Source organism: Pseudomonas sp. Ors-4-3C, assembly GCF_055755035.1.
On the sequence record NZ_CM146900.1, the window covers coordinates 3,439,975 to 3,463,485 of the forward strand.

Annotated in this window: 24 protein-coding genes; 9 read left to right on the forward strand and 15 right to left on the reverse strand. The window is 59.2% G+C overall.

What is annotated here, in order from left to right; genetic code table 11:
* Positions 1–35: 35 nt before the first annotated feature.
* On the reverse strand, positions 36–272 hold the full coding sequence (locus tag ACVHNU_RS15430) for a hypothetical protein (protein WP_003226528.1): 237 nt from the start codon (positions 270–272) through the stop codon (positions 36–38).
* Between the two features lie 231 nt (positions 273–503).
* A complete protein-coding gene (galE, locus tag ACVHNU_RS15435) occupies positions 504–1,520 on the reverse strand; it encodes a UDP-glucose 4-epimerase GalE (RefSeq protein ID WP_473017736.1) in 1,017 nt (338 codons plus the stop codon).
* Between the two features lie 389 nt (positions 1,521–1,909).
* On the opposite strand from galE, the gene galU reads away from it, so the two are divergent.
* Both galU and ACVHNU_RS15445 read left to right on the forward strand, forming a co-directional pair.
* Entirely contained in the window at positions 1,910–2,743 is an 834-nt protein-coding gene (gene galU, locus ACVHNU_RS15440; protein ID WP_103484261.1) for a UTP--glucose-1-phosphate uridylyltransferase GalU, read from the forward strand.
* 38 nt (positions 2,744–2,781) lie between these two features.
* On the forward strand, positions 2,782–3,186 hold the full coding sequence (locus ACVHNU_RS15445; protein ID WP_473017738.1) for a mannose-1-phosphate guanylyltransferase: 405 nt from the start codon (positions 2,782–2,784) through the stop codon (positions 3,184–3,186).
* Between the two features lie 91 nt (positions 3,187–3,277).
* Here ACVHNU_RS15445 and ACVHNU_RS15450 read toward each other — a convergent pair whose 3' ends face one another.
* The 8 genes from ACVHNU_RS15450 to ACVHNU_RS15485 form a co-directional block, all read right to left on the reverse strand.
* Positions 3,278–4,417, reverse strand: coding sequence for an SGNH/GDSL hydrolase family protein (locus ACVHNU_RS15450; RefSeq protein ID WP_473017740.1), 1,140 nt, complete (start codon positions 4,415–4,417; stop codon positions 3,278–3,280).
* A 214-nt stretch (positions 4,418–4,631) separates the two neighbouring features.
* Positions 4,632–5,675 (reverse strand): acyltransferase family protein, encoded by a 1,044-nt coding sequence (locus tag ACVHNU_RS15455; protein ID WP_473017742.1) that lies wholly within the window; start codon positions 5,673–5,675, stop codon positions 4,632–4,634.
* Between the two features lie 12 nt (positions 5,676–5,687).
* On the reverse strand, positions 5,688–6,791 hold the full coding sequence (locus tag ACVHNU_RS15460; protein WP_003226536.1) for a hypothetical protein: 1,104 nt from the start codon (positions 6,789–6,791) through the stop codon (positions 5,688–5,690).
* A complete protein-coding gene (locus tag ACVHNU_RS15465) occupies positions 6,782–8,011 on the reverse strand; it encodes an MATE family efflux transporter (RefSeq protein ID WP_473017743.1) in 1,230 nt (409 codons plus the stop codon). The genes ACVHNU_RS15460 and ACVHNU_RS15465 overlap by 10 nt, the downstream gene beginning before the upstream one ends.
* Positions 8,008–9,120 carry a polysaccharide pyruvyl transferase family protein gene (locus ACVHNU_RS15470; RefSeq protein WP_473017744.1) on the reverse strand — a complete coding sequence of 371 codons (1,113 nt, stop codon included), beginning with the start codon at positions 9,118–9,120 and terminating at the stop codon, positions 8,008–8,010. Before ACVHNU_RS15470 ends, ACVHNU_RS15465 begins: the two co-directional genes overlap by 4 nt.
* Before the next feature lie 15 nt (positions 9,121–9,135).
* Complete coding sequence (locus ACVHNU_RS15475; protein ID WP_003226542.1) at positions 9,136–10,218, reverse strand: glycosyltransferase; 1,083 nt, start codon at positions 10,216–10,218, stop codon at positions 9,136–9,138.
* Between the two features lie 38 nt (positions 10,219–10,256).
* Positions 10,257–12,485: a polysaccharide biosynthesis tyrosine autokinase gene (locus ACVHNU_RS15480; RefSeq protein ID WP_473017745.1), complete on the reverse strand. Its 2,229-nt coding sequence runs from the start codon at positions 12,483–12,485 to the stop codon at positions 10,257–10,259.
* A gap of 38 nt (positions 12,486–12,523) precedes the next feature.
* On the reverse strand, positions 12,524–12,964 hold the full coding sequence (locus ACVHNU_RS15485) for a low molecular weight protein-tyrosine-phosphatase (protein WP_003226547.1): 441 nt from the start codon (positions 12,962–12,964) through the stop codon (positions 12,524–12,526).
* A gap of 291 nt (positions 12,965–13,255) precedes the next feature.
* On the opposite strand from ACVHNU_RS15485, the gene ACVHNU_RS15490 reads away from it, so the two are divergent.
* Together ACVHNU_RS15490 and tal are read left to right on the forward strand one after the other, a co-directional pair.
* On the forward strand, positions 13,256–14,206 hold the full coding sequence (locus ACVHNU_RS15490; protein ID WP_473017746.1) for a glycosyl hydrolase family 5: 951 nt from the start codon (positions 13,256–13,258) through the stop codon (positions 14,204–14,206).
* Between the two features lie 207 nt (positions 14,207–14,413).
* Positions 14,414–15,340 carry a transaldolase gene (tal, locus tag ACVHNU_RS15495; protein WP_003226550.1) on the forward strand — a complete coding sequence of 309 codons (927 nt, stop codon included), beginning with the start codon at positions 14,414–14,416 and terminating at the stop codon, positions 15,338–15,340.
* Positions 15,341–15,555: 215 nt separating this feature from the next.
* On the opposite strand, the gene rssC is transcribed toward tal, so the two are convergent.
* Complete coding sequence (gene rssC / locus ACVHNU_RS15500) at positions 15,556–16,038, reverse strand: anti-sigma factor antagonist RssC (RefSeq protein WP_003226553.1); 483 nt, start codon at positions 16,036–16,038, stop codon at positions 15,556–15,558.
* The gene (rssB, locus tag ACVHNU_RS15505) at positions 16,035–17,219 is read right to left on the reverse strand and encodes a two-component system response regulator RssB (protein ID WP_003226555.1); all 1,185 of its coding nucleotides are present in this window, start codon (positions 17,217–17,219) and stop codon (positions 16,035–16,037) included. The genes rssC and rssB overlap by 4 nt, the downstream gene beginning before the upstream one ends.
* A gap of 274 nt (positions 17,220–17,493) precedes the next feature.
* Between rssB and ACVHNU_RS15510 the strand changes: the two genes are divergently transcribed.
* A complete protein-coding gene (locus tag ACVHNU_RS15510; RefSeq protein WP_003226557.1) occupies positions 17,494–17,793 on the forward strand; it encodes a PilZ domain-containing protein in 300 nt (99 codons plus the stop codon).
* Between the two features lie 53 nt (positions 17,794–17,846).
* On the opposite strand, the gene ACVHNU_RS15515 is transcribed toward ACVHNU_RS15510, so the two are convergent.
* Entirely contained in the window at positions 17,847–18,536 is a 690-nt protein-coding gene (locus ACVHNU_RS15515; protein ID WP_103485780.1) for an MlaA family lipoprotein, read from the reverse strand.
* Between the two features lie 195 nt (positions 18,537–18,731).
* On the opposite strand from ACVHNU_RS15515, the gene ACVHNU_RS15520 reads away from it, so the two are divergent.
* Positions 18,732–19,352 carry an HAD family phosphatase gene (locus ACVHNU_RS15520; protein ID WP_262142955.1) on the forward strand — a complete coding sequence of 207 codons (621 nt, stop codon included), beginning with the start codon at positions 18,732–18,734 and terminating at the stop codon, positions 19,350–19,352.
* Positions 19,353–19,461: 109 nt separating this feature from the next.
* Positions 19,462–19,725 (forward strand): DUF4404 family protein, encoded by a 264-nt coding sequence (locus tag ACVHNU_RS15525; protein WP_003226564.1) that lies wholly within the window; start codon positions 19,462–19,464, stop codon positions 19,723–19,725.
* 172 nt (positions 19,726–19,897) lie between these two features.
* On the opposite strand, the gene queF is transcribed toward ACVHNU_RS15525, so the two are convergent.
* On the reverse strand, positions 19,898–20,728 hold the full coding sequence (gene queF / locus ACVHNU_RS15530) for an NADPH-dependent 7-cyano-7-deazaguanine reductase QueF (protein ID WP_473017747.1): 831 nt from the start codon (positions 20,726–20,728) through the stop codon (positions 19,898–19,900).
* A 61-nt stretch (positions 20,729–20,789) separates the two neighbouring features.
* Positions 20,790–21,323 (reverse strand): copper-resistant cuproprotein CopI, encoded by a 534-nt coding sequence (copI, locus tag ACVHNU_RS15535; protein ID WP_201136997.1) that lies wholly within the window; start codon positions 21,321–21,323, stop codon positions 20,790–20,792.
* Positions 21,324–21,477: 154 nt separating this feature from the next.
* Between copI and ACVHNU_RS15540 the strand changes: the two genes are divergently transcribed.
* Both ACVHNU_RS15540 and ACVHNU_RS15545 read left to right on the forward strand, forming a co-directional pair.
* Positions 21,478–22,158, forward strand: coding sequence for a heavy metal response regulator transcription factor (locus ACVHNU_RS15540; RefSeq protein WP_003226570.1), 681 nt, complete (start codon positions 21,478–21,480; stop codon positions 22,156–22,158).
* Complete coding sequence (locus ACVHNU_RS15545) at positions 22,158–23,507, forward strand: heavy metal sensor histidine kinase (protein ID WP_473017748.1); 1,350 nt, start codon at positions 22,158–22,160, stop codon at positions 23,505–23,507. The genes ACVHNU_RS15540 and ACVHNU_RS15545 overlap by 1 nt, the downstream gene beginning before the upstream one ends.
* Positions 23,508–23,511 lie beyond the last annotated feature (4 nt).

Sequence of the window (23,511 nt, forward strand, 5' to 3'; positions counted from 1 at the left end):
CGGGCGACCCTGTACTGCACTAACAAATGTTCCTGTTAGTTGTGCGTGCCGGTTGTACCGGTGGTACCCGTAGTACCGGTGGTACCGCCATTGGCACTTCCACCACTGTTGGACGCCGCCACTGCACTGGCAACCATTGCCGTACTGGCAGCAGGCGCGGTAGAAGCCGCGACACTGCCAGATACATTGGTCACCGCAGTAAGCGGCGCTTCAGCAGCGGACGCCCAGTTGCTCAACATCGTCAACAGGGCAATCGCCATCACTTTTTTCATATCAACTCCTTTCTAACATTCGGCCTGTTAAAAACCGGCCTGTGTTAGCGGTGGTAGCGTTCAAGTCCGCAAAATGCGCGAACAAGATCCGTCGTTCTTTCACAGTCTTACCCAACTGATAAAAGTCGAACGGCAGGTTTATATCTACGGACTTGCAAAAGGCATTTCCAGCGTATTTTCCCGACGATATCTAACACCTGACCGAAACTAACATTCAGTATTAGAACGACATCATTCGAGATAACCGCGCGGATGATTGGATTGCCAGCGCCAAGTGTCGGTGACCATGTCCTGCAAACTGCGCGTGGCTTTCCAGCCGAGCTCTTTGGCAGCCTTGGACGCGTCGGCCCAGCTCTCGGCAATGTCACCGCTGCGACGCGGCATCACCCGGTACGGCACCGGACGCCCGCTGGCCTGTTCGAAGGCATGCAGCACTTGCATCACGCTGTAGCCGTCGCCGGTGCCGAGGTTCCAAGTGTGGATGCCCGGACGTCCGGCAATCGACTGCAAGGCCTTCAGATGGCCATCGGCGAGGTCGACGACGTGGATGTAATCGCGCACCCCGGTACCGTCGATGGTCGGGTAATCGTCGCCGAAGATCGATAACTCCTGCAGGCTGCCGACCGCGACCTGGCTGATGTAAGGCAGCAGGTTGTTGGGGATGCCGCAGGGGTCTTCGCCCATATGCCCGCTGTGATGCGCACCGATCGGGTTGAAGTAACGCAGCAAGGCGATGCTCCAGCGCGGCTCGGCCTGACTCAGGTCGCGCAGCACGTTCTCGACGATCAGCTTGGATTGACCATAAGGATTGGTCGGAATGCCGGTGGGGAAATCCTCGCGGATCGGCATCTGTTCAGGCTCGCCGTACACCGTGGCCGACGAGCTGAACACCAGCCGGAACACGCCCGCTGCGGCCATCGCCTGACACAAGGTGATGCTGCCGCCGACGTTGTTTTCGTAGTAATCCAGCGGCTTGCGCACGCTCTCGCCGACGGCCTTGAGCCCGGCAAAATGCAGCACCGCATCGATTTGATGCTCGCGGAAAATCCGGTCGAGCAACGCCCGGTCGCAGACATCGCCGCGAATCATCAGCGCGCTTTTGCCGCAAATACCTTCTATCGCGTGCAGTGCCGCATCGCTGCTGTTGCAAAGATTATCCAGTACAACAACTTCATAACCTGCTTCAAGCAGCGCAAGTGTGGTGTGCGAGCCGATATAGCCGGCACCACCCGTTACCAGAATCTTCATAGCGCGGTCCGTCATTGGATAAGTGACAAGTAGCGTGTCAAGTCCCTTTTATTCAATCTGTGGCGCACCACACAAATAAGGACGACAACAGCCTCAAACAAAATTGGTTCAACCACTGGCAATAAATATTTTTGCAGGTCAAACTGTATTGCCCGGTACTTATTAGCACCCCAAGTACACTCATCACTATCAACAGATACCGACTAAAAATAACTAATAACGTTGTTACCGACATCTCATAACATTGTCATGTTTTAGCCTTCGCGCTAATTGCCATTAACAACCTGACTCAGGTATTAAAGTACTCGTTCAATAATCATTGAAACTTGTGCGCCTTCGTAAGTGTGCGCATCCGTTGCCTGTGTTCCATGACTGTCCAGGATACTTTTATGATTCGTAAATGTTTGTTCCCCGCTGCCGGTTACGGCACGCGTTTCTTGCCGGCGACCAAAGCCATGCCGAAAGAGATGCTGCCGATCGTCAACAAACCGTTGATCGAATACGCCGTTGAAGAAGCACGGGACGCCGGCCTGCAACACATGGCCATCGTCACCGGTCGGGGCAAGCGTGCGCTGGAAGACCACTTCGATATCAGCTACGAACTCGAACACCAGATTCGCGGCACCGAGAAAGAAAAATTCCTCGCCGGCACCCGCGAACTGATCGACACCTGCACCTTCTCCTACACCCGTCAGGTGGAAATGAAGGGCCTCGGTCACGCGATTCTCAGCGGCCGCCCGTTGATCGGCGATGAACCCTTCGCCGTGGTGCTGGCCGATGACTTGTGCCTGAACCTGGAAGGTGACGGCGTGCTGTCGCAGATGATCCAGCTGTACAAGAAATTCCGCTGCTCGATCGTCGCCATCCAGGAAGTTCCGGCCGACCAGACCCACAAGTACGGGGTGATCGCCGGCGAGCTGATGTCCGACGGCATCTATCGGGTCAATAACATGGTGGAGAAACCGGCGCCGCAGGATGCCCCGTCGAACCTGGCGATCATCGGCCGCTACATCCTCACTCCGGACATTTTCGACCTGATCGCCGACACCCAACCGGGCAAGGGCGGCGAGATCCAGATCACCGACGCGCTGATGAAACAGGCGCAGAACGGTTGCGTGCTGGCCTACAAGTTCAAGGGCCTGCGCTTCGACTGCGGCGACGCCGAGGGTTACCTGCAGGCGACCAACTTCTGCTACGACAACGTTTACCTCAAGGGCCGCTGAGACGGCTCCCGCCCACTTCTCTTTTCAGGAGGCAACCCATGAACATGGCACAGCATGCAGCAGAGATTGAACGGGAGGTGGGCAACCTCGGGGCGGTGAGTTGGCTGCCACGCCATCAGCCGTTGCCCAGCGCCAACGAGTCGTGGCTGGGCAGCATTCTGCTGGTGGAGCGCATCGGCATGTTTCCGGCGTCCGGCGACATTCGCCGAGCGCTGGCGGATCCCTATCCCCTGCTCGCCCATCTGAAACAACGCTATGCCGAGCAGGCACTGGAAATGGACGACCGGGATGGGTTGAAAGTGATCTTCAGCGACTGGCGATTCCGCGTACGCCTGTGCTGCAACGAGCCGGCGATCATCATCAATGTCGAGACGCGGTGTGCGACGCAGTTGATGCCGCAGAAGACTGCCGAGCTCCTGAGCCAGATAGATAACTTCAAATAAAAACACTTGCCTGTAGGAGCTGCGGCACGCTGCGATCTTTTGATCCTGATCTTGAAAAACAAGATCAAAAGATCGCAGCGTGCCGCAGCTCCTACAGGGGTTTTGTGGGGTCGCAACTGTCCGCGTTGATGCCACTGACAATCCAGCGATAGAAGTAATCAGCAATCACCTTCCCGCCCGTGGCCGGCTGCGGATGAATCCTGTCCGGCCCGATCATCGCCGCCGCATAGCGTTTGACGTCAGGGCCGAACGCGCATTGCAGATTGGCAAATCCCAACTGCTGCTCATGCGCCCACGGTTGCAAGACTTGCGCATACGCTGACATCGGATAGGCACTGGAACGCGTGGTGTCCTGACGCATGATCAGGTTGATGCTCGCCGCCGGTTGAATCTCGCGGATCATCGCCACCAAGCCCTGAACGTTCTGCAGATACTCCGCGGGTTTCACCCCGAAGCCCTGATCGTTGCCGCCGAGCATGATCAGGTAAACGTCGGCGGGAATCTTCGACACGGCAGCTTTCCACTGCACCTGCCATTGCCGATCCTGGTGATAAAAGTCCGCCGATGCCGCGCCCGAGGCCGCCAGTTTCGAGACCCGCACGCCGCTCTGCTCGTTGCTCATCCACAGGCCAAACAAGGTCGGCGCGCCCTTCACCACTTCCAGTTTGAATGACCAGTCTGCCGCTGCCGAGAGACCTGCGAGTGGTACTTCCTGTACGCCTGACCCTCCAAGTTTCAAGGGCTGCCAGTCTTGCGCGGGCGTCCAGCGGTAACGCAGCTCACTGGGCTCGCCGTTGCCCAGGTAGAGCAGTTTCGCCTGGGTGACTTTGGTGTCGATGGCGGGTGTCGGACTGGCATCGATTTGCAGCCAGGCACCGGGTTTGCCGGTCACCGTGCGGCTGTCGGGGCTGGCCTGGCCGAGGCCGGACACTTGCCAGCCACCACCGAAGTATTTTTCGCTGCTACGGGTGTATTTGAAGTGCGTGCCACCGAGCGCCGCGCCATGGTTGAAACCGACATAACCGGGGCCGGCAAAACCGACCTCGCCGGCCACGCGCTGCACCAGTTTGTTCAGATAAAAATTCTGCCCGGCGCTGTAGCTGTCGCCGATCACCGAGACCGACAACACCTTCCCGGCCTTGCCTTCGCGCCACTGCGCAAAGCGCTCGCGGGCGTCGCCCACTTCCACCACCGACGCCGCGACGGGCTGAGCGTCATCTACTGCCAACATGCGTTATTTCCTTCACTCTGGAATGAGGGGACTGGAGTACGACCCAGATCCATTGTAGGAGTGAGCCTGCTCGCGATGGCGTTGGTCCAGACGGTGCAACTCTGATTGACATACCGCTATCGCGAGCAGGCTCACTCCTACAGGAATTGCGGTCATCTGCTGAATCTGTGCCCAGCACCGAAACCTGTGGGAGCGGGCTTGCTCGCGAAGCTTTTCAGCTATTGGCCGGCACCACCGGAGTAACGCCAACCGCTGGCTTCTTCTTCGCCGCACGCTCCCCGAGAAACAGCACCGAAGTGACATTGAAGCAGCTGAAAATCATCGACAACACCACCGGCCCCAACAAGCCAAACAGCACACCGCTGAGCACCAGAATGCTTTCGTCTTTTATTCCCAGCCGCCCCATGACAAACCGTGAAGTCGCGGCAAACAGCACGTGGAACAGGAAGATCGCGTAAGAGTAGCCGCCCAGCCAGGTCAGCCACTTCGAGCGCATGTCACTCGACAGCAAGGCGATGCACGACACGCAGCCCACGGTCAGACCGATCAGGCTGCGGCGGTCAACGATCAGCTCGCGATCAATCGCCGCCACGTACAGCAGCGTCAGCGAGATCAACACAAACACCAGCGGCCCGATCACCTTGAAGCGTTGCTTCAGCGCCTCGACATTTTCCTGGCCGATCATCCCCGCCACAAAAAACGGCAGCAGGTAAATCGCCCCATTGATGCCGAACGCATCAAGCTTGAACGGTGGCAACAGAAACACCGCCGCAGCGAACCCGAACAGCAGGTACAAGCGCGTCATCGAGCGCAGCAGCCCGCGCCATTCGAGCAGCCCGACAAACATGAAAATGATGAACACCGCCTGCAGGAACCAGAAGTGATTGACCGGCACCCAGAACGACAACAACGCATCGATCACACCCACGTCCTTGTTCACCCCCGGCCCCACCGCCTGCAACACCGAGAACGGCACGCCGACGCAAAACAGCGGCACGATCAGCCGCCGCACCTTGCCGCTGAAGAATGCGGAAAAGTCATTGCCGCGAATTTTGTAAATCGAATAGATGTAGCCGGAAATGAAGGTGAACAGCGGCATGCGCACGTACACCATCGAGTCGGCAATGACGCGGAACGGCGAGCCGAGATCGATTTTCAGCCCCCCGCCCAACGGGCCGATGACGTGATAAAGCACCAGCAGCAGGCACGCCAGGCCACGCAGGGTTTCGATCTCCAGCGATTTTTTCTTGCTCGACATACAGCACCCGCCTTAATTCAGAACTCTTGATTCAACCCGCACCGGTTTGTTGGCGCGCAACATCAAACCCAGGCCGACAAACAGCACCGGCACCACCATGGAAAAGTGCCGGGCGAAGGAACCGAAGTCCGGCTCGAACAAACCCTGCACCAGCAGGAACGCCAGCGGAATCGCGATCAGTTCCTTGGGTTTGGTCTCGATCGGCGCGCCTTTGTAATCGGTGGAAGTGATGACTTTGAACAGCAGCAGCGCAGTCATGATCATCAACGCGACGAAGATCACCTGGCCCGGCCCGGACAACAGAATCAGCTCCACCGGGAACGACAGGCGGAAAAAAATGATCATCGAGTCCAACGCCTGCGAGACAAAATCACTACCGCTGAGCCACGAGACGATCAGCGATTTCGAGCCCTCCTCCCCCGCCGTACGCAACTCGTTGTTGCTGGCGCGAATCGACGACACCGGAAACCCCAGCGCCAGCTGAATCGCCATGGCCACCGCCAGATAAAACAGGAACAGCATCAGGAAGAAGGTGAAGCGCGACACGTACTTCTTCATCACGCAAACGCCGACCCACGACAGTGAAAACAGAATCCAGTAAGGGCGGATCAGCACGCCGTAAATCACCGCCGACAGAAAAAATCCGCCACGATATTTACGCGTCAGCGAGCTGAACAAAATGCTCAGCACCGCCACCGAAACGATGATTTCCTTGGTCAGGTTTTCCAGAAAAAACGAACGCACAATCCCCCACAGACACAGGGTGCCGAAGATCGCCAGCGGCATGCGCCGGAACACCACCACCGGAATCGCCGTGAGGAAGAAATTGCAGAACATCCCGTAGGCCCAGGCGTTGGTCAGGTTGATCCCGGTGGGCCGCAGCAGGAACGCCGAACACTCGTAGGAGGAGCGATCCGGCGAGAACGGGTTCCAGAAATTGCAGTTGTCGGCGCGCGCATAGGACGACCACAAGGTCATCGCATCCGGGCCCGGAGCGCGAGGGATCAGCAGCGGCATCGCCACCGACAGAAACAGCCCGGTGAACAGAATCAGGAACGACAGCGAGGAATCGAGTTTGCGTCCGCGAAACTCGATGCACGGCAACTTCAACCCCATGCCAACGCCCCTTTTGCACGGGTCGCCCGAGTCAACACGGCAATCACCCCGAGCTGGACGATGATCGCGAAGACATTGCCCCACGCCGCGCCATAAATCGAATAGTGCTTGATCAGCAGGTAGCTGACCGGCACCGACACCAGCAGGCAGATCGCCGCGCTGGCGAATGACACTCGACTGTTTTTCGAGGCGATCAGACCGCCCCAGACGATGTCGCCAATGGCCCGCAGAGCAAAGGAAAAGATCAGCACACCGAGAATCGCGTTATCCGGACGCGGCACGCTGGTGGCGACGTAATCGAGTACCACGTTGAAGAACAAGTAGATCAGCACCGCCACCGCCGCCGACACCAGCAGCGAGCGCATCACCCACTTGTTGACGAACAAGTGCCTGACCGTGAACGCCTGCTGATCCGCCTGAAACCGCTTGGCCAGCACCGGAATACCGACCACCGCCACCACCGCGTAGGACAGCGCTTGCAAAGTGTTCGCCGCCGACCACGCGTACACGTATTTACCGAGATTGGCATACGGTTCGAGATCGGCAATCAGGAAGCGCTCGGCGTACTGACTCAGCGCGATCAGCCCCGTACCGAAGTAGAACGGCAACCCGGCCTTCCACACGGTCGCCGTGGTCAGCGCCGCGCTGACCCGGCCCTTGTGCACGCTCACCACAATCAGGTAACCGGCGATGATCACCAGCACGTTGGCGGCCACCCACAGCCACAGCACACTGGCGATGCCGGAAACCCAGTCGAGCATCATCCCGCCCACCGCCAGCAGCGCCCAGAGGCCGGTCTTGATGAAGAACAGCAACGCGCCCGCGGTGGCTTTCTGCGCGGAAAACACGAACGAATTGATCTCGAACGACAGGTGTTCGGTGAGCAGCACCAGCGTCACGCAAAGAATCAACGCGGTGCCCGCCTCGAGCTGCTGGAACAGCGAGTAAATCCCCACTGTCACCAGCGACAGCAGCAGCCCCACCGCCAGATACAGCAGCAGGACTTTGTCGACCACCCGCCGCGAACTGCCGCCGACGCTGATCAGCCGATTGATCTCGGAACTGAAACCGACGCTGTAGAACTTCGAGGCGATCAACGAAGCCGCGACCACCACCCCGTAAAACCCCAACGCTTCGTAGCCCAGGTAATGGGTGATGGCCAACACCAGGAGAAACTTCGCGCCTAACGCTCCGCCGCGAAGCAGCAACCGAAATATCATCGAACGACGCCTTTGATGATCTCGTCCATGGCCACGGTTTTTGCCTCGATCTCGCGGCAGGTGTCGGTCAGGCGTTTACCAAAGTTCGACAGCGCGTTCGGCGCGTAAACGGTGTCGATGATCTGCTCGACATTGATGTCGCCACCGTTGATCACCCAGTCCTCCACGCCCATGTCCTGATAGGCGCCAAAGCCTTTGCGCTCATAGCTGATGTGGTACGCCGGGACACCGGACAACAGCGACTCGATGGCGCCGTGCAGACGCACTGAAATCACCAGATCCGGCTGATATTTGGCAATCGTGGCTTTTAACGGCAGCAGGTCTTCGGTGATGCCCAGTTCGCGATAGAACGCACCGTCATCGTTGCCGCGAACGGCGCTCTGCACGGCGCAGACCACTTTGCTTTTGTTCTTCAGGCGCTGCAGCAGCAACTTCAGGTTGGCGACGTAAGCGACCTTCTTTTCCTTACTCCACTCCGGCGGTTTGCGCAGCACCACGCACACGGTGGCCGGCGACGCGGCGCAGCGGGTGAACTTGGGTTGCTGAAGGATCTTGCTGGCCAGCGACTGCACCGCCAGATCCGGCGCGCGGTAGACGTTTTCGCAGGCATCGAACATCGCCGAGGAGCGGTTATCGCGCACGAACACCGCATCGGCGCTGGCATAGTGCTCGACGATCTTGCGGCTCTCGCCATGGAACGGCCCGATGCTTTGCGGCAGGTACACCGACGGCACCTTGCTGAGAATCGCCGTTTCCAGTTGCTTGGCGTGGCCCAGTTTCAGCTTGATGTGTTCGAAGGCACTTTTCGAGCGCATGTAACCGCCACCGACGCCAACGATCAGATCAGTCTTGCGCAACAGATCCGCCAGCCCGGCATACGACTGATTGAGGAACACCGCCTGCTTGACCCGCCCCAGCCCCTTGGCCGCCATCACCGGTGCGTCGAAACGCGGGTGCGGCAAGTAGGCGAAAGACTGCGGATCGGACGCCACGACATTGATCGCGGTGTCTTCGCCAAAGTTGCGCTGCACCAACGCGATGGCCAGATCGACGAGCAGGCCATCACCGGAGTTGGACGCACTGTAGCCATGCAAAATCGTTACGTTCATAAGCTTGAGTTCTACTTAATAAGTGGGAGCGCAATACACGTCGTAGGTCTGGCGGATCATCAGCGCGGCGCTGAAACGCTCGCGCACGATGTTCCGGCCTTCGCTGCCGAGGTCGAGCAACCGCGGCTTCTGGATTCGCGCCAGCACATCGGCCAGCGCCTGGTGATCACCGGTAGGAAAGACGTAGCCGGACACCTCATGGGTGACCAGTTCGGGCAGCGACGTGCAGTTGCTGGCGATCACCGGCAAGCCCATGGCCATGCCTTCCAGCGGCACCATGGCGAAGCCTTCCCAGCGACTCGGGACGATCAGCGCGTCGGCCTGTTGATACAGCGCCTGCACCTCGGCCGGGGTGACCCACGGCAGGTACTCGACGGCGTCCATCTGCGGACACTCGACCTTGTCCTCGTTGACCGCACTGCCGACCACCGTCAGCTTCAGATCGCTGCGTTGCACCTTGGCGAAGGCCTTGAGCAACACGTCGAAGCCTTTCTGGTAGTCGAGACGACCGACGAACAGCAGATGAATCGGCGCGGGGCTCTCGGCCTTCGGCGCCTCGTCACGCTGATGAATGCCGTTGTAGATCAGCTTCATGCGCGAGCGCTGAATGCCGAACCGTGCGGCCTTGTCCATCTCGTAGCGGCTGACGCAGATAATCACGTCGGTCACCCGCTGCAGGACGCGCTCGATCCACGCGTAGAGCTTCTGCTTGGTCGGCGAGCTTTCCATCAGGAACGAAAAGGCGTGCGGGCAATAGACGATTTTCGGCTTGCGCCACGGCCGCAGAAGCACGCAGACCACGCGGCCGATCACCCCGGAAAAAGTGCTGTGCAAATGCACCACATCGGGTTTTTCCTTGAGCATCACTCGGGTCAGTTGCCAGGCAAAACGCAGCAGCGAACGCACATCGCGCCCGCTGCGTTCGAACGTGCGAATCTGCTGCTCATCGATACCGTGCAGCTCTTTTTTCTGGTCGAGCGGCACCAGATAGACCAACTCGTAATTCGAGTCCTGGCCTTCGGGAGAGGCCGAGATGGTGCGGATAACGGTGGCGACCCCACCTTTTATCGTTTCAGCCACGTGCAGTATTTTCTTCACAAGCCCACTTCCTTGCATGTAAGGACAATCGCTGACACTCAGGATTTGTCGGACGCGTATTCGTAGTTGTAATAACCGTAGTTGCCGTTGCCGTAGTAACTGGCGGCGCGCTTCTCGACGCCGTTGAACACCGCACCCTTGAGCTCGATGCCGTTCTGCGCGAAGCGGCGAATGGTCATTTCGATCTCTTTGGCCGGGTTCACCGCAAACCGCGTGACGATCAGGCTGATCCCGGCTTCACGCCCGACAATCGCCGCGTCCGTCACCGCCAGCAGTGGCGGTGTATCGATGATCACCACGTCGTAGCGCTGACTCAGTTCGGCGAGCAGATCGCGGAAGTTGGCGTGCATCAGCAGCTCGGAAGGATTGGGTGGAACCTGGCCGCGGCTGATGAAGTGCAGGTTGTCGATTTCCACCTTATTGATCGCCTGCTCGATGCTGCAGCGCTTGACCAGCAGGTCCGACAGACCATTGGTGATCGGCACATTCAGCGTCTTGTGCAGGTGGCCCTTGCGCATGTCGGCGTCGATCAACAGCACGCGCTGACCGCTTTGCGCCATGACCGCTGCGAGGTTGGAGGAGACGAAGGTCTTGCCGACCTGCGGGCTGGGGCCGGAGATCATGATGCGGTTGTTGGTCGAATCCAGCGCGGCGAAATGCAGGCAGGTGCGCAGGCTGCGAATCGACTCGATGGACAGGTCGGTCGGGTTGCGCAGCGCCAGCAGATAGGCCGGTGTTTCGGCGGTGATTGTGGCCCGACCCTTTTTCGTGTCCTCGTCGCGCTGCAAGGCGCTGTAGGGAATCGAGGCGTACACCGGCAGCCCGAGCTGTTCGATGGCTTCCGGGCCTTCCAGACCTTTGCTCAGGGATTTGCGCAACAGCACCAGCGCCACACCGAGAAAGGCGCCGAGGAATGTCGCGATCAACACGATCAGGGCTTTTTTCGGTTTGACCGGACTGCTCAGGTCGACATCCGCCGGATCGATCAGGCGCACATTGCCCACCGCACCGGCGCGAACGATGTCCAGCTCCTGGGATTTGTTCAGCAACTGCGTGTAGATCTGCGAAGCGACTTCCACATCGCGGGTCAGGTTGAGCAGTTCCTGTTGCGTCGCCGGCAGATCGCCGACCTTGCCTTCCAGCGATTTCTGCTGCTGGGTCAATTCGCCAATCTGCGACATCAGCGCGCGATACGCCGGATGCTGCTTGGTGAACTTGCGGTCCATTTCCGCCTGCTGCATTTTCAGCTCGGAAATCCGCGTTTCCAGCGCCACGGATTGACCCAGCACCGATTGGGTTTCCAGGGAAATGTTCACGGTCTTGCCACGGGTCTGATACGCGTTGAGCGCATCGCTGGCCTTGGCCAGATCACGCTTGACCTGCGGCAACTGGCTTTGCAGGAACGCCAGGCTTTGCGCCGCCTCCGCCGAAGTGCGACGCACGTTCTGATCGACGTACAGCGCGGCGATCTTGTTGAGGATCTTCACTGCCTCGGCGGCATCGGAACTGGCCAGCGCCAGGCGAATAATCCCCGACTCCTTGCCTTGCTCGGAAATATCCAGCGCATCCTGGTAACCCTGAATCGTCACGATCCGTGGATAGCGCACCACTTCAAAGCGGGTGCCGGGGTTGGCTTGCAGGCGTTCGATCAACCCCTCGACGCCGTCCTGGGCGAAAGCTTCGCCCGCGACCCCCTCGACCAGCAGGTTGTCATTGTCATCGAGCAACTGGAAGTGTTGTTGTTCGCCAGCCACCAGGGTGAGCTTCTTGCCCAACAGTTCTTTGGGCAGATTGAGCCGGGTAAACTCCAGACGCTCGCCGCCCCAGGCGTAGCTGTTGAGGCCAAAACGCGGCGGCGCCACGCTGAATTCGGTTTCGCCGCGATAACGCCGGGCGAGAAAACCGCCGATGACCGGGAAGGTGTTGGGGGTGACGTCGATGTCCAGGCGCAGGTCGTCGACGGTTTTGCCGATCACCGCGCGGGACTTGATGATGCCGATTTCGGTCACCGACGGCGATTGCCCGCCGAGCATGCTGCTGAGGTCGGAAAAGCCGAGCATGTCGTTCTTTTTCGGTTCGACCTGAACCAGCGCGTTCGCCAGGTACACCGGCGTCGCCAATACCGCATAGGCAACACCAGCGGCCATAAAGGCACCGGTGAATGCACCGATCAGCCATTTCTGGTCGATCAAACTGCCGAATATACCCAGAAGATCAATACTGTCTTGATCGTTATCACGGTTGGCGATTACTGACGGTAACTGCATAAGTCTTTCTTACCATTCACTGATCTGAAGAATATTCATCAATGTCCGAGGCGCTGCGCCCACGAGCTAACAGCATCTTCAATCAATGCATGGGCATGAATAAAAGCGGCCTTACCTTGACGATACGGATCCTGTATTTCTCTTTCGCTCTGCCACTTGCCAAGAAGAAACACTTTGCCTCGGGCGTGCGAGGCAATCTTCAGTACCTGATTCACATGTTGTTTTTCCATGACCAGAATCAGGTCTGATTCATTGACGATATCGGCGGTCAATTGCCGGGCCTGGAAGCCCTCGGCGCTGTGCCCGTGGTCTTCCAGCACCTGGCGCGCCGAGGCTTCCATGCCTTCGCCAACCCGCGCCGCGAGGCCTGCGGAAGTCACAGAGATGGTTGAGGGGGTCAGCGCGTTACGCAGCAGAAGTTCTGCTGTCGGACTTCGGCAAATATTGCCAACGCACACGACAAGGATCTTTTTGAACAAGGTTTACATTCCTGTGTAATATCATTCTGCCAACATCTAGAGCGGATCTTAATGAACCCACTAGATCATTCTGCACTCAGAAATAGATTCGCCCTGTCAGTACCAGTGTATTAAGTACCACAGCGCCAAAAGTCGCCAAAACAGAATTACCGGACTAAAAATAACTGTGATTTTCAGATCACGGATAGCTGACAAAAAATAACATCGCTGCACTTAGTGCCATTGTTAGTTTCGAAGCCGTTATAACGAGATACCTTTTCGCCGTTGTCACTTCTCAACCGGAGAACCGACATGAAGTCAGCACATCTCAACCGCTTGGGCGCCTTGACTCTGTTGCTCTTCAGTACCGCCAGCCAGGTCCACGCCAACGAGCTGTTCCCGGCATTGCCCAGCAACAAAACCATCGGGGTTCAGGTCAAGGTCCAGACCTTCTGCGCCGCCGACGCGCAGCAGGTCAAGGCGACCGGCTTCAGTTTCGTGCGTTTCGGCGTCTGGACTGACAGCCTGGGCAGCGCGGCTTACCAGAAACAGGTCAGCGACGCCTTCGCTGTGGCCAGGGACGCTGGCCTGCCGGTGTTGATGACCCTGCGCGCGACCGCGCCGTTGAATACCAGTGATCTGCCGAACGCGGGGGTCGCCTATGGCAACGCGCTGACCAGCCTGGCGACGACCTACGGCTCGCAACTGGTGGCGATCGAGTTGTGGAATGAGCCAGACCTCGACACCTACTGGCCGACCGGCAATTTCGATACGACATTCGTGCCGTTCATGAGCGCAGCGTGCAAGACCCTGCAAGACAAACCCTGGACTGTCCCGGTGATCGGTTTTGGTTTTGCCCGCCCGCCGACCGCCGGCTCGGCGTCCACCGTGGCACTCAACCGAATCGTCAGCGAATACCCCAAATGCCTCAGCGCGGTTTCCTACCATCCCTATGGCATGACCGGCACGCAGATCAGCAACGCCCAGACGTTTATCCAGCAGAACTTCCATCTGCCGGGGGTGATCAGCGAATGGGGTATCTCGGCGCTCCCCTCCAACGGCGGCACCGAAGGCCAAGCCAGTAAAATCAGTGCATTCGTGGCCGATATCAAAACCCGCAACATTGCCCTGACCTCGATTTACGAATGGAAAAACAGCGACAGCGGCAGCAACGACCGCGAGAAGAACTTCGGTCTGTTGACCGCCGACGGCCAGCCGAAACCAGCGGAAACCGCAGTCAAAACCCAGCTAAGCCAGCAATAACCTCCATTGATGTGCTCAAGGGGCGCTGGCCGTCAGTTGCTTTGAACCTGCGGCCGATTTTGGCATCGTATTCATCGATACCGCGCCCCGCCCATCAAGCAGCCGTTCTCAGGTTGTTGCCAGCGGGGCCTCCGATACGCCCGGATACCCTTGAGTGACTGTCAGCGCTCGGGTAATGTCGTCAAACCCACAGGACAGAGCACACCCATGACTTCCAAGCTGGAACAACTCAAACAGATGACCACCGTGGTTGCCGACACCGGCGACTTCGAAGCGATCGCCCGGGTCAAGCCGGTCGACGCCACCACCAACCCTTCCCTGCTGCTCAAGGCAGCCGCTATCCCGGCTTACGCCGAGCTGCTGAACGCCTGCGTCAGCGACTGCAAGGGCGATGTGGGCCTGGCCAGCGACCGTTTTGGCGTCGCCGTGGGCCAGGAAATCCTCAAAGTGATTCCGGGCCGTATCTCCACCGAAGTGGATGCGCGCCTGTCGTTCGACCAGGACGCCGTGCTCAAGCGTGCGCATCGTCTGATCGAGCTGTACGACAAGGCCGGCATCGGCCGTGACCGCGTGCTGATCAAGATCGCTTCGACCTGGGAAGGCATCCGCGCTGCCGAAATTCTCGAGAAGGAAGGCATCCAGACCAACCTGACCCTGCTGTTCTCCTTCGCTCAGGCTGCCGCTTGCGCTGACGCCGGGGTGTTCCTGATCTCGCCGTTCGTGGGCCGCATCTATGACTGGTACAAAAAGGCCAACGGCAACGACTACACCGGCGCCGATGATCCAGGCGTACAGTCGGTGACTCGCATCTACAACTACTACAAGGCTAATGACTACAAGACCGTGGTCATGGGCGCCAGCTTCCGCAACCTGAGCCAGATCGAGCAACTGGCCGGTTGCGACCGTCTGACCATCAGCCCGGACCTGATCGACAAGCTCGCGGCAGACACCGGCAAACTGGAGCGCAAACTCGCCCCGGGCCACGCTGGCGAAGCCCGCCTGATCCTGAACGAAGCGCAGTTCCGTTGGTTGTCCAACGAAGACGCGATGGCCACCGAGAAACTGGCTGAGGGCATCCGTCAGTTTGCCCGTGACCAGGAGAAGCTTGAGGCGCTGTTGCAGGCCAAGCTGTGATCTGAGTCGCTGAAATGCAAAAAGGGCGAACCCGGTTGGGTTCGCCCTTTTTTTGTGCCTGCTGGATTATTAGTGTTTTGGCGAGAGCTATCGCGAGCAGGCTCACTCCTACAGTGGATCTGTGGATTACTCAAGATTATGCGTCGAATGAGAAACCCTGTAGGAGTGAGCCTGCTCGCGATAGGGCCAGCAGGCCCTACCCACATTTCAGGCCATCAATGCCGTTCGAGGGCATTCACCAGGTCATGGAAGGCTTCACGATTGGAGTCGTTCAGGCCCATGAGGATCTTGTGCGCTTCGAGCACCTTGATCCGCACCACTTCTTCGGACTGATCCTGATCCGGCAGGTCGTCCAGGCACTCGGGGCAAGGCACCGGGTGGTTGACGATGTTGAACACCTGCTCGAAGCCCATCGACTGCAGCAGACGGGTGATGTCTTCGTGGGTGGTGACGACGGTCGGCAGCAGGCCGACCTTTTGCCGCGACAGGATCGACAGTTTGGCCAGCAGACCGAGGGTGGTGCTGTCGATGCTACGGGTTTCGGTCAAATCGATCACGATCGCGTTGAAATTCAACGCGGTGAAGATTTTCTCAATAGTCGCATCCAACGCCGAACACAGGGTCAGGCGAACTTCACCGACGAACTTCAGGACGAAGGTGCCGTCCTGCTCGGCGAACTGGATTCTACCGGTACTCATTGAAGGTTCCTGCTCAACACCAACAGGGCGATATCATCCGGCATCTCCCCTAGCGTGGCCAATTCAAACACTTGCCGCAGACCATCCAGGCTGCCGCCCGCCGCCTTCACCCGTTGAGGCAAAGCAGCTTCTTTTTCCTTGAGCGTCGGTTCTGGCAACAGATCCAGAATGCCGTCGGACATCAGCGTCAGGCTGAAAGTCGGAGGCAGCTCAAGCACGTGATCTTCGTAGGTGGCCTCATTGAACAGGCCCACCGGCAAACCGCGGCCTTCGAGGTAACGAACACTGTCAGGCGTGTACAACACAGGCAACGGCAGATGGCCGCCGATGCTATAGGTCAACAAACCGGTCTCCTCGTCGATGACTCCACCGACCATTGTGACGTGCTTGCCCAGCTTACAGCTGATCAGCCCCCGGTTGATATGACCAAGCACTTCCGAAGGCTTGAATTCCGGCAACGTGCCGTTGCGCTTGGACTCGAACAGCAAGCGCGTGGTCATGAACTTCAGCAGCACGGTGACGAACGCTGAAGAGGCGCCATGGCCCGAGACGTCGGCCAGGTAGAACGCCACCCGACGCTCGTCGACGCGGAAGTAATCGACAAAATCACCCGACAGGTACAGCGACGGGATGATCTGGTGAGCAAACTGGAACTCGTCAATGCGCCACGGACTTTCCGGCAGCATGTTCATCTGCACCTGGCGACCGGCGTTCTGGTCTTCCTGGAGCAGGTTCAGGCTGGCTTCGAGCTCGCGGTTGGCCTTCTCCAGCTTCTCGCGGTAGCGCTGGTTCTCCAGCAACAGGCGCGCACGATCAAGCGCGCGACGCACCGAGTGCTCGAGCACGGCCAGGTCTTCGAGAGGCTTGATCAGGTAGTCCGCGGCACCCAGGCGCAACGCCTCGACCGCGTCGTTCATCACGCCCGCACCCGAAACGACGATCATCGGCGTTTGCGGTGACCGCTCGGTGACCTGACGGATGAATTCGAGACCGCCCATCTGCGGCATGCGCAGATCGCAGATGACCAGGTCGGGCTTGTCTTGCTCGAATACCTGAAGACCCTGTTGGCCGTTGCTGGCCTGCAGGACGCTGAAACCACTGTCTTCCAAATAGGCCGCGAGGCTCGCGCGCACTACTTCGTCATCATCGATTATCAGCAGCGTGGCACTGGTTTTTGGCATGTGGGCAAACGGCGCCAGAATTAGGTTGGCGTAGCAGGCGGGGCATCGGCCCGGCTCAGACTACTGGATTCGCTTTCTAGCCTCTCTGCTGCACCGCTTTCGAGCACTGAGCCGGAACGCGATTGCACCAGAGGTGCCCTTCTAAGGCGCAGACGGTACTCCCATCCGCGGGGCGTTTCAAGCATGCGCCGATGGTCGCTTGACGACTTTACTTGTCAAATCACCGAGAGTTATAAGAACAGCTCAAACCGTAACCCAATGGAAGGTCAAAGCCATGAGTCAAACCGGTCGGGACTACAGCGAAAAGCGCGATTTCATCCGCATGCGGGTCGATGCCGATGTGGTGTTGATTCATGAAGGGGATCAGGTGTCGGGCGTGTGCATCGACCTCTCCAGCAGTGGCATGCAGGTTGAAGCACCGCGCCAGTTCGCGGTAGGCGACCGCTTGAGCGTGCGCATCGACTCCGAGCACGCGGCGCTGAGCGGACTGGAGGCCGAGACTGAAGTGGTGTGGGTCAAGCCCCAGGACGGTGACAGCCAGAAACTCGGTCTGACCATTCTGAAGATGAAATAAGCGCACACAAAAAAGGCGGCCTCAAGAGGCCGCCTTCTGATCATGGATCGACATTAAAAATCGTCTACGACCTTACCATCCTTGACCTTGAACTCGCGGTTCTGCAGGTAGGCGTTGCGGATGAAGGTGTATTTGTCGCCGCTGATCAGCTTCTCGCTCGACAGCAGGCTGGCGCGGGTGTCGACGATGTTCAGGCCGAACGTCGAGTTACGCACCGGGATGTCGTTGATGTAGCGATACGGAGCGGTGTAGCTGTCGACGTACTTCGACGGTGCGTCACGCAGGGTGCTAGGGCCGAGCAACGGCAGCATCACATACGGACCGCTGCCAACGCCCCAGTAACCGAGAGTCTGACCGAAGTCTTCGTCGCTGCGATGCAGGCCCATTTTGGTGCCGACGTCGAAGAAGCCCAGCAGGCCGAAGGTGGTGTTGAAAATGATACGCGCGGTATCGACACCGGCTGCTGCCGGTTTGGCCTGCAGAATGTTGTTCGCCAGGTTGGTGACATCACCGACGTTGCGGAACATGTTGTGGATGCCGTCCTCGAGGAACTGCGGCGTCACGTACTCGTAGCCCTGCGCCAGCGGCTTGAGCGCGTAGGTGTCGACGAAGTCGTTGAACTGGAAGATCGGGCGGTTGACGCTTTCCCAAGGGTCTTCTTCCGTTGCGGCGTTGGCGGCGAACGGAACCAGCAAGACGCTGGCACATACACATAGCTGAGCGAGAGGATTGCTCCAGCGCATAGAAAAACTCCTTGGATTTTTACTGGCGCGGGCACCCGGGCCCAGGCGTTAAGACCGCTAGTATAAGCGCAAAAGCCGTTTTGGGCAGTCTACCAATGAAGAGTCGTGTAGGACCTTTCCAAGCCCCCTTCACACGCCTGTCATCCAACTGTCACCGCCGTCCCCTAGCCTCATGACTATTTCAGGGACGTTGCCATGACACACGCTGAAGCCTTGCCTGTCGCCGCGCCCGGTCTGACCGCCGTGCTGTTCGGACTCAGTGGCTGTCTGGTGGATTTCGGTGCCCGCGCCCATCAACACGCCAGCGTACTGCCCGAACAGGCCGACGCCACGCCTGGCGCCCTCGACAGCCTGCTCAGCCTGCAGCGCCAGCAGATTCCCTGTGCGTGGATTGATGAGCTGCCCCCGGCCCTCGCGCAACCGCTGGCGGCCTCGCTGCCGGGTTGGATCAAACCGACGCAATATTCAGCAACAATCAATCCATGGCCAGCGCCGAACGCCTGCTGGCAGGCGCTGATGGGGTTGAACGTCAGCCGTCTGGATGGCTGCGTGCTGGTCAGCGGCGAGCCACGCCTGCTGCAATCTGGCCTCAACGCCGGGTTGTGGACCATTGGCCTGGCGTCCTGCGGCTCGTTGTGTGGCCTGGCGCCGAGCGAGTGGCAAGCCTTGAGCCAGAAGGAGCGCGAGCAGCTGCGCGGCAAGGCGACCCTGCAATTGTTTGGCCTCGGCGTGCACTCGGTGATCGATCATCTGGGCGAACTCGACACTTGCCTGGCCGACATCAGCCTGCGCCGCCTCAAAGGCGAAAAGCCCTGACCGGGATCATGCAGGTTGCAGCAGAGTGGATTAATCTAAAGGTCAGCCATAGACCTTTGGCGCGCGGCTGCGGTCAATGCCAGTGCCTATAGATAAAAGGAACCACACCATGCCCGCCCGTGAACTTCAAGAACAGCTCAATACCCTGCGCGAGCAACTGGAGCAGAATCCGCCGCTGTCCGAAGATGAGCGTGAAGATCTGCGTGCGCTGATGGCGCAGATTGAATCGGAAATCAAACTGGAAACTGCCACTCAGGACGCGAGCATCGCCGACGGTGTGAACCTGGCGGTGGAACGCTTCGAAGTCGAACACCCGGCCATTGCCGGCACCCTGCGCAATATCGTCAATGCGCTGGGCAGCATGGGGATCTGATTCCCGCGCCATACAAAAAAGCCCTGCCATGTCTGGCAGGGCTTTTTCATATTCGTGATGTGAACACGGTCATTGTGGGAGCGGGCTTGCTCGCGAAAGCGGTGTGTCAGCCAATGCATCATCAACTGACACACCGCTTTCGCGAGCAAGCCCGCTCCCACCCTTCAGATGTTCATTGACGCACCAGGCGATGGTTCGGCAGTTGTACCGCTTCAGTGCTGCGATACGGGTTGATATCCAGCCCACCCCGACGCACATAGCGCGCAAACACCGTCAGTTTCTCTGGCTTCAGCAAACGTTGCAGGTCGAGGAAGATCCGCTCCACGCACTGTTCGTGGAAGTCCGAATGCTGGCGGAAACTGACGATGTACTCCAGCAGGCTCGCGTGATCCAGCGCCGCGCCGCGATATTCGACTACCACGCTGCCCCAGTCCGGCTGACTGGTCACCGGGCAATTGGATTTGAGCAGATGGCTGTGCACGCTCTCTTCGACAATCCGCGAATCATCGCAACGCAGCAGTTCCGGACGCGGATGCGCATAGTTGCTGACGCTGATATCCAGATCGTCGATGCACACGCCCGGCAACGCCACGACGCCTTCGGCTTCGACATCTTTCAGGCTGCGCACGCGCACGCCGACCGGTTTGCCGGCAGCGGCCGACAAGTCCTTGACCAGCGTCGCTTCCAGGCTGGTGATGTCGGCAAACGGCGTCTGGTTCAGCGAGTTCAGGTACAGCTTGAACGACTTCGATTCGATGATGTTCGGCGAATCCGCCGGAATGCTGAATTCACCGATCGCCACCACCGGTTTGCCCGATGGCAACAACCACGACAGTTCAAAGCAGTTCCAGAAATCCACGCCTTTATACGGCAAGGTTTCGGCGGTCAGGCCCAGCTCGGCCCATTTCGCGGTACGCGGAATCGGGAACAGCAGGGACGGCGTGTAAGTGGCGATGTATTCGCTGGATTTGCCCAGCGGCGAATGTTCGGCTGCGGGATGCATGGCGGAAACCTGACTGAAGAATCAGCGGATTCTATCAGCCTTTGCTCTCGCCTTTGAGTGCTTACTGACTGACAGTCAGTTTGCCGACCATGCCTGCCTGGTAGTGACCCGGAATATTGCAGGCAAATTCCAGGCTGGTGGCTTTGCTGAAGGTCCAGGTCAGCTCGGCGGTCTTGCCCGGCTCGACCAGCACGCTGTTGGGGTCGTCGTGCTTCATGCCGTGGTCCATGCTGCCGTGATCCATGCCGGCCATGTCGTGGGACATTTCTTTCATGCCTGTAGGCGTGAGCATGCCGCTTTGCTGCATCTGCAACATTTCCTGCTGATGCCTGGCATGCATCGCCGCGTCGCCGAGGTTGAATTCGTGCAACAACTGGCCTTTATTCACCAGCACAAAGCGAACCGTCTCACCGGCCTTGACCTGAATCGCCTTCGGCTCGAACGACATGTCGTTCAGCACCACCTCGATGTTGCGGCTGGCCTTGGCCGCTGGCGCCGGCTGGCCGAAGTCATAGCTGTGCGCGGGTGCGGCCCAGACAGGTGAACTCAGCGCCAGCAAACAGGCGGCGACGGCCAGAGGGTTGCGCAAAAACATAGTCATACTCCAACAAGAAAAGGTTCAGCCTGTGGGAAACTCTAGCCCGCCTGCGCTGGCAGCTACCTGACAGACAGATTACAACTTTGTCAGGTTGGCGCCTGTCGCCTGCTCTCACGGTATAAAGCTTTCGTTTCTACAACCCGAGCCGCCCATGAAACTGCTGATCGTCGAAGACCAACCGAAAACCGGCCACTATCTGCGCCAGGGCCTGACCGAGGCCGGGTTCAACACAGAGCTGGTGGCCGACGGCAACAGCGGTCAGCAACTGGCCTTGAGCGGTGATTATGCGCTGCTGATTCTCGACGTGATGCTGCCCGGGCGCAGCGGTTGGCAGATCCTGCATGCGTTGCGCACTGCCGGCCTCGACACGCCAGTACTGTTTCTGACCGCCAAAGATGCCGTCGAGGATCGGGTCCACGGCCTCGAACTCGGCGCCGACGATTATCTGGTCAAACCCTTCGCCTTCTCCGAACTGCTGGCCCGGGTGCGCAGCCTGCTGCGCCGGGGCAGCGCCCTGCCCCAGGAAACCAGTCTGCAACTGGCCGATCTGCGTCTGGACCTGATTCGCCGTCGCGTCGAACGCAGCGGTCAGCGCATCGACCTGACCGCCAAGGAGTTCGCCCTGTTGGAAATGCTTCTGCGCCGCCAGGGTGAAGTGCTGCCGAAATCGCTGATTGCCTCGCAAGTCTGGGACATGAACTTCGACAGCGACACCAACGTGATCGAAGTGGCGATCCGGCGCCTGCGCCTGAAGATCGACGATGACTTCCCCAACAAACTGATCCACACCGTGCGCGGCATGGGTTACGTGCTTGAAGAGCGTCCGGCCTGATGCCTCGCCTGTCCCTGAGTTCGCATCTGGCCTTGCTGTTTGCCGCCTGCACCGCCGTGGTCTCGCTGTTCGCCGGGGTGCTGTTCAACCGCGCCAGCGAGGCGCACTTCATTGAGCTCGACCAGCAATTGCTCGACGGCAAGCTGATCGGTTTGCGCCGTGCCTTGCAGGATGTTCAGGCCAGCGAGAGTGAAACGCGGCTGGCCGATGAACTCAGCCGGCAGGCCGATCTTTCGCTGCGCATCACCGGGGCCGATGGCCAGCGCTGGTACGACAGCTCGATCAAGGTGCCACCGGACTTGCCGCAACAGCCCGGCCTGTCGACCATCAGCAATGACGGCATGGACTATCGCGTGCTCAATGCCCCGCTCTACCCGGACAAACCCGATACGCCCCAACTGACACTGCTGCTGGACATCACCCATCACCAGCACTTTTTGCAACGCATGCAGCACCTGATCTGGCTGACCGTCGGGCTGTCGGCGCTGGCCACCGCGCTGCTCGGCGCCTGGGCTGCACGCAGCGGCTTGCGTCCGCTGCGGCGCATGAGTGCAGTGGCGCGTGGGATTTCCGCACATTCGCTCAACGCCCGACTGCCGGAAGCGCAAATGCCCCCAGAACTTGCGGAAATGGCCCACAGCTTCAACGCCATGCTCGGACGCCTCGACGACTCGTTTCAACGGCTGTCGGCGTTCTCTGCCGACATCGCCCATGAACTGCGCACACCGCTGTCGAACCTGCTGACCCACACCCAGGTCACCCTCACCCGCCCGCGACCGATCGAGGATTACCGCGAAGCCCTGCACAGCAATCTCGAAGAACTGCAATGGATGGCGCAACTGATCAACGACATGCTTTATCTGGCCAAGGCTGACCACGGTTTGCTGATGCCCAACCGTGAGGCGCTGGAACTGGCGGATGAGAGCGATGTGCTGCTGGAGTTTTTTGCGCCATTGGCCGAGGACGCCGGGGTGACGCTGAGCCGCGAAGGTCATGCGCGCATGGAAGGTGATCGCAATATGTTGCGCCGGGCCTTGTCGAATCTGCTGGACAACGCGCTGCGCTTTACTCCGGCGACAGGCAGCGTGCGCTTGTCCATCGTCGATCAGCCGCACAGGGTGCAGGTGTCGGTGGAGAACAGTGGCGAAGGGATTTCAGCAGAACTGTTGCCACGGCTGTTTGACCGGTTTTATCGGGCGGATCCGGCGCGGCAGGAAGGCAGCAGTGAGCATGCTGGGTTGGGGTTGGCGATTACCCGATCGATCGTCCGCGCGCATGGTGGGCAGATTCATTGCGAATCGGCTGCGGGGTGGACGCGGTTTGTGATTGAGTTGCCCAAGGAAGTTTGAGGCC